Consider the following 17,430-nt stretch of genomic DNA (forward strand, 5'->3'; position numbering starts at 1 on the left):
AAAGCAGGTATTTGGTTGAACAGTAAAATGGACAACAAATACCTCTTTTTTATTCTATTACTTTTTTAAATAAAACAAATACTATCTCTTAATTTCCTCCAAAATCAAATCTGACACTGCATCAATTGCCTGATCGATGATTTCTTCAGGAGTTCCTTCAAATAAATATCTTGCAGCAATTTCTTTATCAGGAAATACTATATGTATAAAAATAGTTCCGACAGGTTTTGTCGGGCTTTCGCTTCCGCCTGGAGTTGTCAGTCCAGTTAAGGCAACACAGACATCTGATTTGACATGAAGATGGAAATTTTGTGCCATCAATTTCGTTACTATGGCTGATTCTGCGGTATATTTTTCAATCGTTCCCTGCTGGATATGAAGTAAATCCTCTTTCATAGAAGGATGGTAACAAACCATTCCGCCAATTAAAATTTTTCCGGAATCAATAACAGTAGAAAACTCATAACTAAGTTTTCCTGCCGAAGCACTCTCTACAAAAGTTATGGTCCATTTTTTTTCTATAAGGGCTTTGCAACAAGTAGTTACTCTTTCAGAAGCCATAGTGTTTTACATTTAAATGATACATTTTATAAGAACAAATGAGGACTTCTATCCTCCATTTAATAAACAAATATAAAATGCGCTCTTCGTTATGCACTTATATGATTGTAATCAAAAATTATATGATTTAAACTTTGCAAATCAATTAGTATAATTTATATATGAAACTGATAATTATAGAACGAGAATCGAATTTTCTGTAACAAATTCAAACAATTGAAAAGGTAATTTTGTAAAATACAAGCCTTTAAAATAAAATTGGAAGACCTCTTTCAAGAAAAAAACAATTAAAAAATAAATATCATGGAAAAGTATAACAACGAAAATTATGGTCAGACTGACCCGGATTTTATAGATCAGGAAACCCTTATTGATAATGATAATTATAAAAAAGAAGAAGATCCTTATGAACAACAATATAATGGAGAATTTATAGGAGATGTTAATCATGAAACAAATGATTTCAACCGAAATGAAAACATTCCCAATGAAGAGAGAATTATCAATGAAGATGGTTTAATTACTAACGACAAAGAAAAGGATAACGAGTACGTTCCGGATGATGTCGATGATCACAGTCAGCCCAAAGATGAGGAAGAGCATATAGAGGACGACACTGATAAAATGGACGATTTCGAAGCAGAACATTTTCCTGAAACTCATCCGAGAGAATAAAAAAACATCTATTTATGGATCTTTCCACCCAAATTATTTGGCTTTTTGTTTTAGCAGTTCCAATTGCGTGTATCAGTTGGACAGTAACGCATGAAGAAATATTTCGGGAACCCAGGGAATGGTGTGTCAAACATTCTAAAAATGACCGGACATTACTGTCACGAAAAGCGTTTTATCTTTTTACCTGCGAATATTGTTTTAGTCACTATGTCACAATTGCCTGTTTATTCTTTACAGACTATAAACTTTTGTTAAATGACTGGCGCGGCTACATTTTGGCAGGATTCTCGCTGGTTTTTGTTGCAAATGTCTATATGAGTCTTTTGGCCTTATTAAGACAAGCCATCAAAAAAGAAAAAGTAGAAATTGAAAAAATCGAGAATGAAACAGAAAATGAAAAATTCTCGACATAAAATACAAATATGTTCAAACAAATAAATTAGTATAATCATGGAAAATTTAAATTTTATAGACCCACTATTGCACGGAATTACTCCAAATCCAGCATCAAAACTTTCTGTTAAGAATTTGGTTTGCGCCGGTGTAAGTACACTTATTGTTAGTGCTGTATTAAAAAAAACGGGACACAATAAAACTGCAGCTGTAATTGGAGGTCTTGCATTACCATTGTTAGCCTCAGCATGCTATAAAAAATTATCAAAAATATCTAAAGAGAAAAAAGCAGAAACGGAAAGCAGTGGTATAGAATACAATCACTAAGATTAGTGGTATAGAATACAATCACTAAGATTTAGTTTCAGTTTTTTCTTGTTTTAGTCTTCAGATTGAAACTGGGCTTAAAAAAATAAACAAAAAATTAGCCACGAAAATTCATCAATAGCTACAGTTATGTAGAAAATTTATGAAGGCGTGGCTATTTTTTTTGTTTCAGGTTTCACGTTTCAAGTTTCAAGTTATTGGAGCGATATATATAACTAAAAAAGTCAGTCATGAATTCATGATTGACTTTTTTTAACGTTCGAAATGAACTTAAAACCTGAAACAAAATAAAACCTGAAACAAGTCTTTTAAGCTATATTAATATTTCCTTCTACCCAATTTAAAGCTTTATTGAAATCTATTTTTTTAAATCCGTGGAATTCTCCCGGAACTACATAACTAAATCCGTTCGTAAAAGAAATAATATCTTCTGAATCTGTAATTATAGCAGCTCTATTCCATTTTCCAAGATGCTTTAATCCAAGTAATGCATCTTCAAGCCAGGCACCGGCCGTAAAATTTTCAAGATCCGTATCTAAAACTAATAAAAAATTAATTTCATTAATCTGCTTAACCAGATGTTCAACTGCCGGAACAACCACACTTAAAAAATCTTCTTTTGTTACTTCTGCTAATGCTCTAAAAGCCACTATATTATCAGTTGTGTCAATTTGATGTATCATGATATTCTTATTTTGAATTGTTATTTAATTGCATGTTTTATCTATTGATTTTTTTATCACAGTTAATGTGAAATTCTATCAAAAATACCGATAGTACACTATTAAAATATTATATCATTGCAATCGTATTTTATAAAATAACTACTTTTTTTTTTAGGCTCAAAGATACAAAGGCTCAGAGGCCCAAAGGTTTGGTAGTTATGAGTTTGAAATATGAATTGTAAATTATATGTCAAAAGATTCTAATTCAACCTTTGCACCTTTGTCCCTCTGAAACTCTGAACCTTTGAACCTTTGCCCCTCTGAACCTAAAAAAAGAAAATGCAACTCTCAAGAGTTGCATTTTTTCTTTTTTCTACTTAGAAATTTTTGATTTATCAATTTCATCAATAAAAGGAATTGAGTCCTGAATTTCACCTCTTATGGTTACTTGAAGATATTGCTCTAACTGAACAAACTTGGCAGCGTTACGTCCGCCAACTGCTTTTTTCATTTTACTAAACGTTTTAGATAGCAGTTTGTCTGAATCTGCCGTATTTTTCAAATTAGTTTCAGTTAATTCTGCTGCTTTGACATCATCAAGATTCTCGTAACTATCAGCGTAATCTTTTATTAATTGCATTTTCTTTTGCCCTAATGCTTTACGTTGTGTTTCATATTCATCATAAATTTTTTGAAACGCTGATGCCTGTGGTTCTGACAGGTTCATATATTGTTTGACTAAATCTGCTTTAGATTTACCATAAATAGTCTGAATTACAGCAACGTCATCAGCAAGATTGGAATCAGTTTGTGCGTATCCGCTCAGACCTAAAGTTAAGACAAGTAATAAAAATATTTTTTTCATGATTTTATTTATAAGATTGAAATTTGATTTAAGGTCAATTTTTATTTACTGAAGTCATAACTTAGAGAAGCTCCAAGTCCGAATTGAAATGTTGATGCATAATCATTAACTGCGATAGGTCCCCAATAGTAGTCCCAATAGTAATCATATCCAACAGCTGCCGACATAGATTGTAAATAAGCATGCAGATTGATTGATAATGGTGAATTGGTTTTTACTTTTACACCAGCTTTAATTTCCCATGCAAAATAAGTTCCGTTGCCACTTTGAGGTGTTTCAAGAATCGAAATCCCTGCACCGGCTCCTAAAAATGGTATCGCTTTCGAAGCACTTGATCCAAAATAATACGTGTAATCTGCCAATATATAATTAATAGCACCTTTATCATCTCCGGCGTTAAGTTGAGTTCCAGCAGGAATAGTATTAGGACCATTAATTAATGTAACATTTGTGTATAAAGGCATTTTTGTATCAAGCCTGTTATATTTTAATTCAATTGATTGGTTGTCGATAAAGAAATATTCCAATCCTGCACCCCACTCAAAACCATCTTCCACACGAGCGTAAGAATTATCAAATTCTACTTTGTCTGAAAAGGTATAACCTCCATACACATTAAGTAAAAATGCCCCTGAACTTTGTGCCGACATTGCCAGCGAAAAGAAAAAAACAACGAATAATAAATGATACTTTTTCATGATTTCTAATTTTAATTTGATTTATAATTTGTATTTGCTTTAAAATTTTCAGGCATAAAAATTCCCAACGACTACCACGAATAGAGTGCTGCTCTAATTTTGACGAAAAATACTCTTGAAAAAACATGGGTTCCCAGTACGGTTCCCAAACCTGAAAGTAATTTTATTTTCATACTTCTCTTTTGTTTTGCAAATTAAATCTTGTAGAATGGGGATTTTCAATTTGTCTGAATTGCAAATATTATACTGTTACTCTTCTTTCTAATTCTGATGATCAGTCAGTTTATAAAGTCGAAGCATAATTCTAAGAATGTCAAAATAATTTCAACAGTTTTAAAATCACATCAAAACTAAATAGAATTAAAAAATAAATATTTAAAGTATAGCTCCTTATTGGTTTCAAATTATAATTTGCAACCAATAATTCTTATAAATTATATTGCTTTTACTGCCTTAAAAAATGCTGAATTATTCTTAAAACATCAAAAAAAAGCAAATTGGGTGCTAAACAATAACACTAACAAAACGTCTCTATATCTTTGATTTACATATATTTGTAATCAAATTCTTAAATTATCGATAAACAGAAAAGTATCCTCTTATTAACTTTAAATCATAAATCACATGGCAGAAGTTTACAAAGTAGTTACCACGCTTTACGCGAACGTCTATAAAGCTATAGCAATAGACGGAAAACCAAAATCAAAGAATAATACCATTTTGATGGGTTCATTTGTCAAAGTTTTAGCTGAAGAAAATGGCAATTGGCAAAAAGTTTATGCTTTTAGCAAAGAAGGCTGGATTGATAAAACCTGTATTGGTTTGTCTCCGTCGCTAAAATGTTTTTATGTGGATGTTGGTCAGGGTGATGGCGCTTTGATTGAAGTAGGAAATGATGAAAACGGACTCAAAATCATTATTGATGGAGGACCGAATGATAACTTAAGTCACTATTTAAGCAAATGGCAATACAAGTATTACTTTGATAAAAACAAGAAAGTTCATCTGGATTACATTTTTATCAGTCATTTTGATAAAGATCATTATCAGGGTTTAATTGATATTATTAATGATGATCATTATACTATCGGAACAATTTACCATAACGGAATTGCGAAATTCAATAATGCAAAAATCAATTTTCCGAAACTGGAATACAATACTGAATTAGGCAAAAAATCCAAACAAGGAAATGAATATTATCTCGAAACTCACTTTGATACATTAGCCGAATTCAATGCTTTAAAACTAAAAGGCGGAATGCTTGATTTGCAGGAAAAGTTTCTGGCAGCAGTCAACAATGCTACTTCTCAGGGAAGATTAACTAATTTTCAGCGTCTGGATCATACGAGCGTGATTCCGCAGAAATTAATCAATAATAAAAACTTTAAGATCGAAGTTTTAGGGCCGGTCACTTCACAAATCAATAGTAAATTGGCCTATAAATATTTTGATGATGAAGCGCATACCATAAACGGACATAGTATTGTACTAAAAATTACCTACGGAAACCGTTCTTTTTTATACGGAGGAGATTTGAATATTCCGGCCGAAGAGCATTTGATGGAGCATTATCAAAATGCAAATCCGTTTGAAGTTGATGTTGCCAAATCGTGTCATCATGGTGCATCAGAGTTTACAACCGAGTTTATGAATCAGGTAAATCCTTATGCAACTGTAATTTCTTCAGGAGATAATGAAACCTATTCGCATCCGAGAGCTGATGCTATTGGCTGTGCCGGAAAATATACCAAATCAAAAAGGCCTTTGGTTTTTTCGACTGAACTGGCACGTTCTATCGACAGTACCAACAGAGTTAAATACGGAATGATTAATTTAAGGTGCGACGGAGAAAATATTATCATGGCCCAAATGAAAGAAGCGGTAAGTGGCGGAAGCGTCTGGGATTTATATGAAGAAATTCATTTTAATCCATCGATTTAATACTTCTGATTTACCAAAAAAAACAAAAGCCTGTCTCTTCCGAAACAGGCTTTTTGTAAAAAAATAAATAAAAATAAACTAACACAAAACTAATTGTATCCTTGATTTTGTTTGAATTCCTTAGTCACATCAATTGTTGATTGCGGAATTGGGAATACTCTTCTAAATGGCTGTGAAGCTGCTTTTGCAGTTCCCGGTAAATCAAACTTTCCAAAACGGATCATTTGTGGTCTTCTGTACAATTCCCAGTACAATTCGAAACCTATTTCATTATACAATTGTGTTGCATCTAATGATGTTAAAGCTTTTCCAGGAGCACTTGCATATAAAGATTCTCTTTTTCTGCTTGTACGCAATTTATTCAAATCATCCATTGCTAATCCTGTGCTTCCTTTTCTGAAATAAGCCTCAGCTCTCATGGTATAAATTCCACCTAAACGAAACAACGGAATATCAACATTACTATTACCATTTCCTCCTTCAGGATCAAATTCATATTTAAAAACACGTGCTCCCTGATTGATTTCATTTTGGGCAAAAACAGCCTGAGCAGGATTTTTAAATGTTAATGATGGCGTGAAATCCATTCTTGTAGTAGTACTTTTTTCCATGTATAATGGAGAAACTTTAATACGGTTACCTACCATTTCTAAAGATCCGGAAGGCAATAATATAGGACCATATTGAAGTCCGGCCTGAATTCCTCTGTTAAAATGGAACCAAGGTAAATTAGCACTTTTAGGAACGATATCTGTTGCAGGAACACTTACATCAGTACCATCATTCATAAACCATGTACCATCTGAGTAACGATAATGTTGTTGGAATCTTGGGTCATCATGATTTCCATCCCAGGTTGCATAAAATTCAGGGGTAATACAAGATGCATTTGTTCCTCTATTCGCTGCAGAAGTTCTCTGATTACGTTCCATAGACATATAAGCGAAACTGTTAGAACCGTTACGGATATAATCTATCTTTTGAGAAATAGCAAAAATAAGTTCTTTACCATTTTCATTGTCTCTTGCAAAGTTTTTGAAATAATCACTTTCTAAACTGTATTTCCCGGAATTGATTAATAATGAAGTGTAGTAAATTACACGATCCATATCAGTTCCTCCTCCACTTACTGCAGGCTCGCTAAAATTGAAAGTTGAGTTTGCATTAAAACGATCTTTAAAAACAGCACGGTTCAAATACATTGTACCTAAAAGACCATAAGCTGCTTCTTTTGTAAAACGTCCGTGGTGTGTTTGTTGTTCTCCCATAGAAGCCAAATCCGGAATCAGGGCTTCAACATCCGTGATTAATTTATCGATTTGAGTATCAGCTTTTAAAATTTGCAAAGGCGCATTCGGATTCATTGGATCTCTGTATGGCACTTGTCCGTACATATCCAAAGTGTTGTACAAATAATAAGCTAAAAGTGCTTTCGCTTCCGCCAAAAACAATTTTTTCTCCGGAATAGAACTTTCTTCAATTGACTGAATTGCAGTTAAAGAACGTGTAATTCCGTTAGTCAGCTTATTCCAGGTATCACCTACAACAGCATTATCAGATTTCCATGTAAATTCATGCATGTCTCTCCATTTTCCACCATCTCCCCAGTCACTTCCACGTGTTGGCAAGATAGCCTCATCTGTACTATATTCCTGTAAAGAAAAAACACAACCGTGATCTGTAAAAGTTCCGTCTCCTAATCGGTCATAAGCTGCAGCAAGCGCACCGGCAGGGTTAGAAGCATTATTTCCTAAAACCTCATCCAAAACAACTTCGTTAAGATCTGTACAGCTGGCAAACAACCAGATGAAAGAGAACAATGTGATTAATTTTATATTAAAAATTTTATTTGTCTTCATAATAATTATAATTTTAAAGTTGCACCAAAACTGAACGTTCTGGAAGTTGGATAACTAGCATAATCAATACCCAGAGATTGATTTCCTCCGTTTGATTTTGGACTGTTGATTAAAGGATCATAACCAGTATAGTTCGTAATTGTAATTAAGTTTTGTCCTGTAACATAAAGTGTCAATCCGTTGATCCAGTTCATTCCTTTTAAATCGAAATTGTATCCTACACGAGCCGTGTTCAATCGAATAAAATCTGATTTTTCTAAGAAAAGTGTAGATAAAATTGGTGAGTTTGTAGCATTTGCACCCGACTCATAATAACCTGTAGCAACGTTTCTGTCAGAAGCTAAGTTATTTATGTTCAAAGCGTTTAATCCTGTGTTATTCAACAAATACCCTCCTGTTTGCCCAATGATAGAGAAAGAGAATGTAAAGTTTTTGTATCTCATATCACTATTAAATCCGTAGTAAAAAGTTGGTAATGCACCTTCAATAATTACCCTGTCGCTGTTATCAATTTTACCGTCTCCGTTTTGATCTTTAAAGACATTTGCTCCGTTTGCATCAAAACCAGTATGTTGTAATAGATAGAAAGATCCTGCAGCGTAACCACTTTTGTAAATATTAGCATTTACTCCAGATTGTCCTGGTCCTGAAATGGTTCCTGAATAAATTTCTGAAACTGGTAAATCTTCAATTTTATTATTTAAAGTCGCTCCGTTCATATCGATATTCCAAGAGAAATCTTTTTTATCAATAATTTTTGATCCTAACATAAACTCAAAACCTTTATTGATAATTTTTCCATCGATATTAGTCCAAATTGTAGTTGTTGGACTCAATGCCTGAGAAGGAATATTCAAAATAGCATCAGTTGTCGTTTTGTTGAAATAATCTAAAGTTCCGTAGAATTTATCATTCCAAAAACTAAAATCTAAACCAGCATTATATTGCGTAACAACTTCCCATTTTAAATCTGGATTTGGTGTTCTGTTTACAGAAACTCCGTTTACCAAATTCAAATCGTTATACAAATAATATCCGTCAGCACCTGCCAATGAATAACTTGCCTGTGTAATTTTATTCTCTACTTCCTGATTTCCGGTTTGTCCCCAGCTTAATCTTAATTTTAAGTTGCTGACAGCTGTAGCATTTTCTAAGAATTTTTCTTTAGAGATATTCCAACCCAAAGCAGCTGAAGGAAAGTAACCGTATTTGTTATTATCTCCAAAACGAGTTGAACCATCTGCTCTCATCGAAGCTGTTAAAAGATATTTTTCATTGAAAGTATAATTCACCCTTCCAAAATAAGACTGTAATTCATTTTCCTGTGCATAACCTGAAACTCCGGATTGTGTTCCTGCAAAACCAGGATTAATGGCTGGAGGTACACCAACTCCCTGATTTGTAATTCCGTCTATACTGAAACTTGTTCCTGATCTTTCAAACTTTTGATAAGAAAATCCGCCTAAGGCTTCTAATTTATGTTTGTCTGACAATAAATTGTATGTCAAATAATGCTCGATCAAAGAGTTTTTTGAATCTAAATTGTTCTGAACATATTTTCCTTTAGGGTTCAAATCCGTTAAGTTTGGAAAAATTGTAGTGTTTCTTTCCGCTGCAGAACGGTCAAAACCAATATTTACTTTATATTCTAATCCATTTACAATTCGCAATGAAGCTTCGAAGTTGGCCAAAACTCTTAATGTACGTGTTTGGTCATCATAAATACTTAGCAAATAAGCCGGATTATAATGCGCGTTCATATTGAAGTTAGTATACTTTCCGTTAGCATCAAAAACAGATCTTGTTGGATTCGCCATTAAAGTATGAACGATCAATTGTCCGTTTGAACCTCCATCATCACTTGTCGGAACTCCGTCGTCTTTGGTTTCACTCGCCGTAAGATTCATTTTTACTTTTAAACGTTTGTTGTCCAAAAATGATTCAGCTGCATTAATTCTACCTGACATACGTTTAAAACCACTCGTTCTGATTACACCTTCCTGATTCATTTGCGCAGCAGAAGCATAATAATTACCTGTTTCTGTTTGTTTTGAAAAAGCCAATGAGTTGTTTGTCGTAATAGCCGTTCTGTAAATTACATCTTGCCAGTCTGTGTTTCCTCCGTGATCAAATGCAGGATCTTTAATCGCTTTTCTGTATTGATCAGCACTTAAAACATCTAATTTATTGGCAACATTCGCTATTCCGGTATACGTATCAAAAGTTAAAGTTCCTTCACCTTTAGATCCTTTTTTAGTCGTAACCAAAACAACTCCATTCGATCCTCTCGCTCCATAAATTGCTGAAGCCGAAGCATCTTTCAAAACTGTAATCGATTCGATATCACTATTGTTCAAAAAGTTTAAAGGATTTTTAGCTTGCGAGCTTCCAAAACCAACATTGCTTGCACCAGGGCTCACATCATCATTTGACAACGGAATACCATCAACTACGAACAAAGGCGTACTTCCGCTTCTGATAGAACCAACTCCACGAATCGTAACATTTACTCCCGCTCCCGGCTCACCGCTTGTACTTACCACACGAACACCAGCTACTTTTCCTTGTAATAATTGATCAGGAGAAATAGAAATACCTTGTTTAAAGTTAGCAGCTTCCAATTGTGTAACAGCTCCTGTAACATCTTTTTTAGATTGTTTACCGTAACCTACAACTAAAACCTCACTCAATTCGGCAGCATTTGGTTCCAACTGAATGGTCATAAAACCATTTTGAGCAGCTACTGTTTTCGTTTTATAACCTAAATACGAGATTTCGATTGTTTTTCCTTCTCCAACAGTAATTTCAAATTCTCCATCAAAGTTTGAAACTGTTGAATTTGATGAACTCGTTTCCATGATAGTGGCACCTGGAATCGGCACTTTGTTTTCATCAACAATTTTTCCTTTTACTTTAATTCTGTCAACCGCTTTATGTGTTGTCGTTTTTGGAGCTTCTGTTTTCTGAATTAAAACTAATTTTCCATTAATATTATAATTGAAATTAGCTTTTTTAGAAAGGTCGTTCAAAATTAACGAAACAGATTCGTTGGTATAATTTACCGTATAAACCGTATTATCAGCAATAATAGCTTGTCCGTAACTAAATTTATAATCCGTTTGTTGACTTAATTTTGAAAAAATAGAAACTAGCGTAGCTTTTTCTATTTTATTTTTTACATTTGATTTTTTTAGGGAATTAGTTGTACTGTAACCATTTTGAATGGCCAGTAACGCCATTACTAAAAAGACAATTCTCTTTAGATTTAAATAGGAAAGTTTAAAATACATGATTTAAGTTATTGGTTTTTTATCGATACTTAATTATTAATCGCAGTTGTTCTCAGCAACTGCTTTTTTGTTTTTAATCCACTTTTACTATTTCGCCATAAACTTTGAATTTTAGGTTTGTGATATAATTTATTTGTTCTAAAACATTCTCTAATGATGCGTCCTTCTTAATGAATACCGTTAACGGCATTGCTAATACTTTTTCATTATCATATTGAAATGAAACTCCGTATTTATATTGTAAAATCGTGATAACATGTTTAAGAGTAGTTTGATTTAGTGTGACATCGGTATTATACCAATTAACCAAAAACGATTTGTCTGCCAGTTGTTTGCTTAGTTTTTGAGATTCAAACAAGGCTTCTTCATTCGGAACCAAATCAACGCTTTGTCCTTTTGAAGTGACATTTACTTTTCCCGTAACAACAATCACTTCGCATTTTGATTTTGATAACTGAATGTGAAATGAAGTTCCAACCACTCTCGTTTTAATTTCGCCGGAAGTAATGATAAAAGGATGTTTTTTGTCTTTGGCCACTTCAAAAAATGCATTTCCTTTTAATAGCGAAACCTTTCTCTCTTGTCCTTCAAATTTTTCAGGATATTGAAATATAGAATTTGCTGCCAGATAAATTTTCGAGCCATCATTTAACTGGATAAATTTGGGGGTATCTACCGTTTTAAATGTTAGCTGCTTTTCGATTGAAAAACCTGGTTTGAAGAAGAACCCCAAACCAACAAGAAAAAGAATACTGGCAGCGGCCATGTATTTTAAACAAGGATTGAAGTTGCTCTTCTTTCCTATTCGAAGTTGAATTCCTTCATATATATGTTGCGAAACTTCATCTGGATTTCCCATTGTAGTTTCATTCCATTTTGAATTTTGATATTGGTCAAAAGCAAAATCGTTTAACAGATTTTCTTCTGCGATTGAAGTTTTATTTCGTGAACTCTTATTAATTAAATGTTCTAAACTATGTTTGATTCTTTTTATCATATTACTTATTGGTTCCTATTTGGCATAATTTTTAAACACATAGAGACATAGTCTTTGTTTACTTATTAAAGTCGTTTCACTTGCATTAACAATCATAGTGCATACATCTTGCTATGTGTGAAAAACTAGTTTTTTTTAAAAAATTCTCTTTTTTCAAAAGAAAAACCTATGTTTCTATGTGTTTAAACAGAAAACCATTAATTTCTTAAAGGTTATTGTTACCTATAAGTACCCGAATCACGAAATCGTACTATCGGGAAATATTATGAAAACATCAACTGAAAGTTATCTTAAAACTTTTGATGCAAAATAATGTATGGAGCCAGCCAGGCCAGATCTTTTAAGCCTTCACGAAGTTGTTTTAAGGCAGAAGAAATTTGATTTTTAACCGTTTGTTTCGAAATTCCAAGTTCATCAGCAATCTGATCGATTGACATATCCTGAAATTTATACATCAATAAAACCTCTTTTCGTTTCTCCGGAAGTTTATCTAATGCAGCATAAAGTAAATCCATTAATTCAGGATCGATTGACGAAAAGTTATCAATAATGTAGTCTTCGAATTTATCTTCCAGAATGGTCTTGTCAAAACGGTTATTTTGATAATGTTTGAAAACCTGATTTTTTACGGCACGAAATAAATAAGGTTCGATCGCATTAATATTCAAATCGTCCTTTCGTTCCCATAAATCAATAAAAACATCCTGAACGATGTTCTGCGCCAAGTCTTTATCCTGAGTCATCGTATACGAAAACGCGTTAAGCTTTTTCCAGTATTCGGTATACGTTTGTTCAAAAATTTCAGGATTCTTCATAGTCAATTTTGGTAGCATTTGGTGATGTAAAATAATAAAATGTTATACCAAAGTTTTTTGTCTGAAGGTTAACTTTAAATTAAATAATGAATTCTTTTGCTGTATAAATACTACTATTTTAAGGTAAAAATGACAATCGGTTTGCGATTTCTTTTTCTTAATCTAACATGAAATTCAAATACTGATTTTAATTTAGTGCTCTCTAAAAAGTGTTTTCTTTTGATGCGTCCCCAAAAATCTAATAACACTTTTTACACCCTTACATCATGAAACAAATTCTGTTCGCCTTATTTCTTGCCGGCGCTGTATCTAGCAGCGTTCAGGCACAAAATGACAATTTAAAAATCAATCAAATTCAGGTTATCGGATCTCATAACAGTTACCGTCATGCGATTGAAACTGATTTGTACAATTTTATTCAGGCTAAAGATACAAGCCGTTCTTTAAAAGGTTTACAATACACGCATATTCCACTTACAGAACAATTGAACAAAGGTTTAAGAAATCTTGAAATTGATGTTCAGGCGGATCCTAAAGGTGGGAAATTTGCACACCCAAAAGGTTTAGATCTTGTAAAATCTGAAGAAGCTTATGATCCGAATGGCGAAATGAAAAAACCGGGTTTTAAAGTTTTTCATATGATCGATATCGATTTTAGAACATCATGCTACACGCTTCAAAATTGCCTTGCAGAACTTAAAAAATGGTCTGATGCAAATCCGGATCACGTTCCGGTTTTTATTACTTTGGAACCAAAAGATGACGACAGCCACTTAGGTACAAAAGCAGAAAAATTTACATCTGAATTATTTGATGCTTTAGACAAAGAACTTAGAAAAGGCTTAGGAAATAAACTTATCACGCCAGATATGGTACGTGGAAAATACAAAACGTTAGAAGAAGCTGTTTTGAACAACAATTGGCCAACACTGAAAAAAGCAAAAGGTAAATTCTTGTTTATTTTGGATAATAATGGAGCCAAAAGAGATTTGTATGCTTTGAATCATCCTTCATTAAAAGGACGTGCCGTTTTTATCAATGCTGAACCTGGAAAACCGGAAGCCGCCTGGTTATTTAAAAATAATGCTGAAGATCCGCAAATTGCAGATTTAGTTAAAAAAGGTTACATCATCAGAACCAGAGCTGATTCTGATACCAAAGAAGCCCGCAAAAATGATTATTCGCACTTCGAAGCAGCGAAAAAATCTGGAGCACAAATCATTTCAACAGATTACTATTTACCAAGTACTTTCTTTAATTCTCCTTATCAAATAAAATATGATGACGGAACTTACGTGAGAGTTGATCCGATTAATGGAGAAAAATAGTTTCTGGTTGGAATGAATAAAATTTAACCACAGAGAACGCTAAGATTTTTATCTCAGTTTGTGTTCAGTAAACACAAAGTTCACAAAGCTATATCAATTAATAGCTTTGCGAACTTTGTATTCTTATAAAATCTCCTTTTAAAAAATCTTTGTGTACTTTGTGTAATCTTAGTGCTCTCTGTGGTTAATTTCCCCAGTCTTCAAATCAACTGTAAAATGATCTGCAGGAACTTCGTGCATGAATTTATTGAAGATGATTAAAAACAATCGCATTTGATTTTGCAACGGTTTTTCTTTTGAAGTTTGTTCTTTATGATTTTCAAAAAACAGCTGAGACAAAACTTTATATTGTTTCGCTCTTGCAGTTCCAACATCGGCTAAAGCCAATTCATCGGCACTTCTAAAACGATAAAAATCAACTAATAAATCGTAACCGGTCCAATTAAAATCTTCTTTTTTGAGTTTATTTTCTTTTAAATATTGAGCCGATTTAAGTTGTGCATCGCTCCATTCTTTTTGAAATCTTTCCTTATTTTTCAAAACTTCATCAAAATCACTATCCGATTGAACGCTCGCTAAAACCAATAAATCCTGGGCAGAAAGTTTCAGGAAAAAATCTTTAAAACTAGAAGGCCAATCATCTGATAAAAAACGCAAGCGAACCAATTCTTTCAAATGAAAATCGGTAAAATCATGATAATTTTTGGTTTTCAGAATATCAATATTCCAAATATCTTTTGTTTGCTGACTTTGCAAAAACTGATACTCCATTTTGTACAAATCAAAAAGTTCATCATATCTCGAAACCTCATTAATGGTAATCGTTTGAATATCAACTACATTATCTTTTTTAATAGTCAATAATTTATAGGCCGGAATATAAGCGGCCAAAGACGGCGTTTGAATATTCACCAAAGTATTTCCTTTTTCCGTCGTGCGAATTCCGGTATCATTAATATGCATATGCCCGCCAAAATGGATTTTTAATCCCGCATCGGCAAAAGTTTGCGCCACTTCTTCGACCGGAACTCTGTTCAATTGCCATTTATTTGGCCCGAGCAGTTCTTTTATTTCTGCGGAAGCGTCATCATTAAAATCAATCATCGGAAAATGACTGAAAGCTATTAAAGTTTTGCCTTGTTTTTTGGCTTCCGCCGAAATTTCTTCCACCCATTTTATAAGATGCTTTTTATTTGAAAGCACATTATTATAACCTGTACTTGCCTCCGAATAATTTTTAGGGTCTTTCGGGTCGCCATCATTTTTCTTCGGAATATAAACGTTTCCATCAATCGCCATTAACCAAAGTCCGTCAATTGGTTCAACGACATAACTTACATCCGGAACTTCGTAACCCGGTAACACATTGTAAACCCGATTTGACAATAAAGCGGCTTGAGACGCTTTTTCAAAACTATAATTCTGGCTGTTATACGTCGAAAACGGAGTTGCCCAGAATTTGTATTTTTTATTCGGATAAAAACCAAAATCTTTTAATCCGTCTGTGATTCCTAAATAACCCATTTTGGCAATATCGGCTGTTACAACTACAGGCTGTTCGGTACTTAAATTGGGCTTATAAAGGCCGTCTTTGCTATAAATGGGCTGGGTTTTTCCGTCTTTTCCTAAAAAATCTTCTTTACCGGAATCTTGTGCAAAAGGTCCAACAGGATCATGATTTCCTGTTGTGATAAAAAATTCAATATTGTATTTTTTGCTGTATTGTTCTAAGATCTTTTCTAGACCACGAACGTGAATAGGCTGACCATCATCAGTATAATCTCCGGGAAGTGCGACGTATTTTATTTTTCGCTTTGTGATATCCTCCAAAGCAGCGATAAAAGCAAAGTAATTTTCATTGAAGATTCTAGTCGAATGCAATTGCGAAGCCATCGTTCGAATTAATGTATATTGTCCGGTTTTCGGATTCAGAATACCTTTATAATCGTTGTCTGAAAAGGTTCCGAATAAATCCTGCAAATGCACATCAGACAAAAAAGCAATTTGAGTGCCGTTAAGATTCTTTGGATTTTGGGCTGAAATAGTAGAATTGAAAAAAATATAGAATAGAAATATAAAATAAGCTTTATGAGCGAATGTAATTTTTAAATTCATTAGGTTAAATTTTAAAAAGATTTATGAAATGGCGCAATCATAAAAAGAACGTGCAATTTTATGTCTAAAAATCTTAAATGCGTTTAACGTATTGTTACCGAATGATAATTTTTAATGCAGAACTTATTTAACCACAGAGTACACCAAGATTTTTTACCTTAGTTTATGGTTAGAAAACACAAAGTTCACAAAGCTGGAATTTACAAAGCTTTGTGAACTTTATGTTTTTTATAAAATCTTTACTATAAATCTTAGTGCACTCTGTAGTAAAAAAACTTTGCGGTTAATTTTATTGACAAAGCTTTGTGAACTTTGTGTTTTTATAAAATCTTTACTATAAATCTTTGTGCACTCTGTGGTAAAAAACTTTGCGGTTAATTTTATTGAGAAAGCTTTGTGAACTTTGTGTTTTTATAAAATCTTTACTATAAATCTTAGTGCACTCTGTGGTTAATTTTTTCATTAAATTTATATTCAATTTTCAATTCCGATAAATCATGGAAACAAAAGACGGAAAACTAGCCGTTTACGCCAAAACCAGAAAAGAATGGCGTGATTGGTTACAGCAAAATTCTCAGACAGAGAAATCAGTCTGGTTGATTTTATACCACAAAAAAAGTAAAGTCGAAAGTGTCAATTTGAATGATGCAACTGAAGAAGCTTTATGCTTTGGCTGGATTGACAGTTTGTGTAAAAAACGAGATTTTGAAAGTTTCTATCTGACTTTTACACCCCGAAACCCGAAGAAAAGTAAATGGAGTCAGCCCAACAAAGACCGCGCAGCAAAAATGATTGAACAGGGTTTAATGACAGAACATGGCCAACTAATGATTGATCTTGCAAAAGAAAACGGCAAATGGGAATCTGCATAAAAAAGGCTGCCATTTCTGACAGCCTT

15 protein-coding genes are annotated in these 17,430 nt (G+C 33.2%); 6 read left to right on the forward strand and 9 right to left on the reverse strand.

Features of this window, described 5'->3' with window-relative positions:
- Window positions 1–81: 81 nt before the first annotated feature.
- The gene (locus AC1RRN_RS14445) at window positions 82–561 is read right to left on the reverse strand and encodes a CinA family protein (protein WP_492967969.1); all 480 of its coding nucleotides are present in this window, start codon (window positions 559–561) and stop codon (window positions 82–84) included.
- Window positions 562–864: 303 nt separating this feature from the next.
- Here AC1RRN_RS14445 and AC1RRN_RS14450 point away from each other — a divergent pair, with 303 nt between their 5' ends.
- The 3 genes from AC1RRN_RS14450 to AC1RRN_RS14460 are packed head-to-tail and all read left to right on the forward strand — an operon-like array spanning window position 865 to window position 1,956.
- Window positions 865–1,236 carry a hypothetical protein gene (locus AC1RRN_RS14450; protein ID WP_492967970.1) on the forward strand — a complete coding sequence of 124 codons (372 nt, stop codon included), beginning with the start codon at window positions 865–867 and terminating at the stop codon, window positions 1,234–1,236.
- A gap of 14 nt (window positions 1,237–1,250) precedes the next feature.
- Window positions 1,251–1,649 (forward strand): hypothetical protein, encoded by a 399-nt coding sequence (locus AC1RRN_RS14455; RefSeq protein ID WP_492967971.1) that lies wholly within the window; start codon window positions 1,251–1,253, stop codon window positions 1,647–1,649.
- Between the two features lie 37 nt (window positions 1,650–1,686).
- Complete coding sequence (locus AC1RRN_RS14460) at window positions 1,687–1,956, forward strand: PrgI family protein (RefSeq protein ID WP_492967972.1); 270 nt, start codon at window positions 1,687–1,689, stop codon at window positions 1,954–1,956.
- A gap of 308 nt (window positions 1,957–2,264) precedes the next feature.
- On the opposite strand, the gene AC1RRN_RS14465 is transcribed toward AC1RRN_RS14460, so the two are convergent.
- From AC1RRN_RS14465 to AC1RRN_RS14475, 3 genes are all read right to left on the reverse strand, one after another.
- Window positions 2,265–2,639 (reverse strand): SpoIIAA family protein, encoded by a 375-nt coding sequence (locus AC1RRN_RS14465; RefSeq protein WP_492967973.1) that lies wholly within the window; start codon window positions 2,637–2,639, stop codon window positions 2,265–2,267.
- Window positions 2,640–2,994: 355 nt separating this feature from the next.
- Window positions 2,995–3,486 (reverse strand): hypothetical protein, encoded by a 492-nt coding sequence (locus AC1RRN_RS14470; protein ID WP_492967974.1) that lies wholly within the window; start codon window positions 3,484–3,486, stop codon window positions 2,995–2,997.
- Between the two features lie 41 nt (window positions 3,487–3,527).
- The gene (locus tag AC1RRN_RS14475) at window positions 3,528–4,184 is read right to left on the reverse strand and encodes an outer membrane beta-barrel protein (protein ID WP_492967975.1); all 657 of its coding nucleotides are present in this window, start codon (window positions 4,182–4,184) and stop codon (window positions 3,528–3,530) included.
- A 624-nt stretch (window positions 4,185–4,808) separates the two neighbouring features.
- Here AC1RRN_RS14475 and AC1RRN_RS14480 point away from each other — a divergent pair.
- The gene (locus tag AC1RRN_RS14480; protein WP_492967976.1) at window positions 4,809–6,128 is read left to right on the forward strand and encodes a hypothetical protein; all 1,320 of its coding nucleotides are present in this window, start codon (window positions 4,809–4,811) and stop codon (window positions 6,126–6,128) included.
- Between the two features lie 89 nt (window positions 6,129–6,217).
- On the opposite strand, the gene AC1RRN_RS14485 is transcribed toward AC1RRN_RS14480, so the two are convergent.
- From AC1RRN_RS14485 to AC1RRN_RS14500, 4 genes are all read right to left on the reverse strand, one after another.
- A complete protein-coding gene (locus AC1RRN_RS14485; RefSeq protein WP_492967977.1) occupies window positions 6,218–7,987 on the reverse strand; it encodes a RagB/SusD family nutrient uptake outer membrane protein in 1,770 nt (589 codons plus the stop codon).
- A gap of 5 nt (window positions 7,988–7,992) precedes the next feature.
- Window positions 7,993–11,277 carry a SusC/RagA family TonB-linked outer membrane protein gene (locus AC1RRN_RS14490; protein WP_492967978.1) on the reverse strand — a complete coding sequence of 1,095 codons (3,285 nt, stop codon included), beginning with the start codon at window positions 11,275–11,277 and terminating at the stop codon, window positions 7,993–7,995.
- A gap of 73 nt (window positions 11,278–11,350) precedes the next feature.
- Window positions 11,351–12,274: a FecR family protein gene (locus AC1RRN_RS14495; RefSeq protein WP_492967979.1), complete on the reverse strand. Its 924-nt coding sequence runs from the start codon at window positions 12,272–12,274 to the stop codon at window positions 11,351–11,353.
- Between the two features lie 290 nt (window positions 12,275–12,564).
- Window positions 12,565–13,089 (reverse strand): RNA polymerase sigma-70 factor, encoded by a 525-nt coding sequence (locus tag AC1RRN_RS14500; RefSeq protein WP_492967980.1) that lies wholly within the window; start codon window positions 13,087–13,089, stop codon window positions 12,565–12,567.
- A gap of 266 nt (window positions 13,090–13,355) precedes the next feature.
- Between AC1RRN_RS14500 and AC1RRN_RS14505 the strand changes: the two genes are divergently transcribed.
- Window positions 13,356–14,417: a phosphatidylinositol-specific phospholipase C1-like protein gene (locus tag AC1RRN_RS14505; protein ID WP_492967981.1), complete on the forward strand. Its 1,062-nt coding sequence runs from the start codon at window positions 13,356–13,358 to the stop codon at window positions 14,415–14,417.
- A gap of 168 nt (window positions 14,418–14,585) precedes the next feature.
- Here AC1RRN_RS14505 and AC1RRN_RS14510 read toward each other — a convergent pair whose 3' ends face one another.
- Window positions 14,586–16,532: a metallophosphoesterase gene (locus AC1RRN_RS14510; RefSeq protein WP_492967982.1), complete on the reverse strand. Its 1,947-nt coding sequence runs from the start codon at window positions 16,530–16,532 to the stop codon at window positions 14,586–14,588.
- 497 nt (window positions 16,533–17,029) lie between these two features.
- Here AC1RRN_RS14510 and AC1RRN_RS14515 point away from each other — a divergent pair, with 497 nt between their 5' ends.
- Entirely contained in the window at window positions 17,030–17,404 is a 375-nt protein-coding gene (locus tag AC1RRN_RS14515; RefSeq protein WP_492967983.1) for a YdeI/OmpD-associated family protein, read from the forward strand.
- The last annotated feature ends 26 nt before the right edge of the window (window positions 17,405–17,430 follow it).

Source organism: Flavobacterium sp. GW821-FHT11G01, from assembly GCF_058808175.1.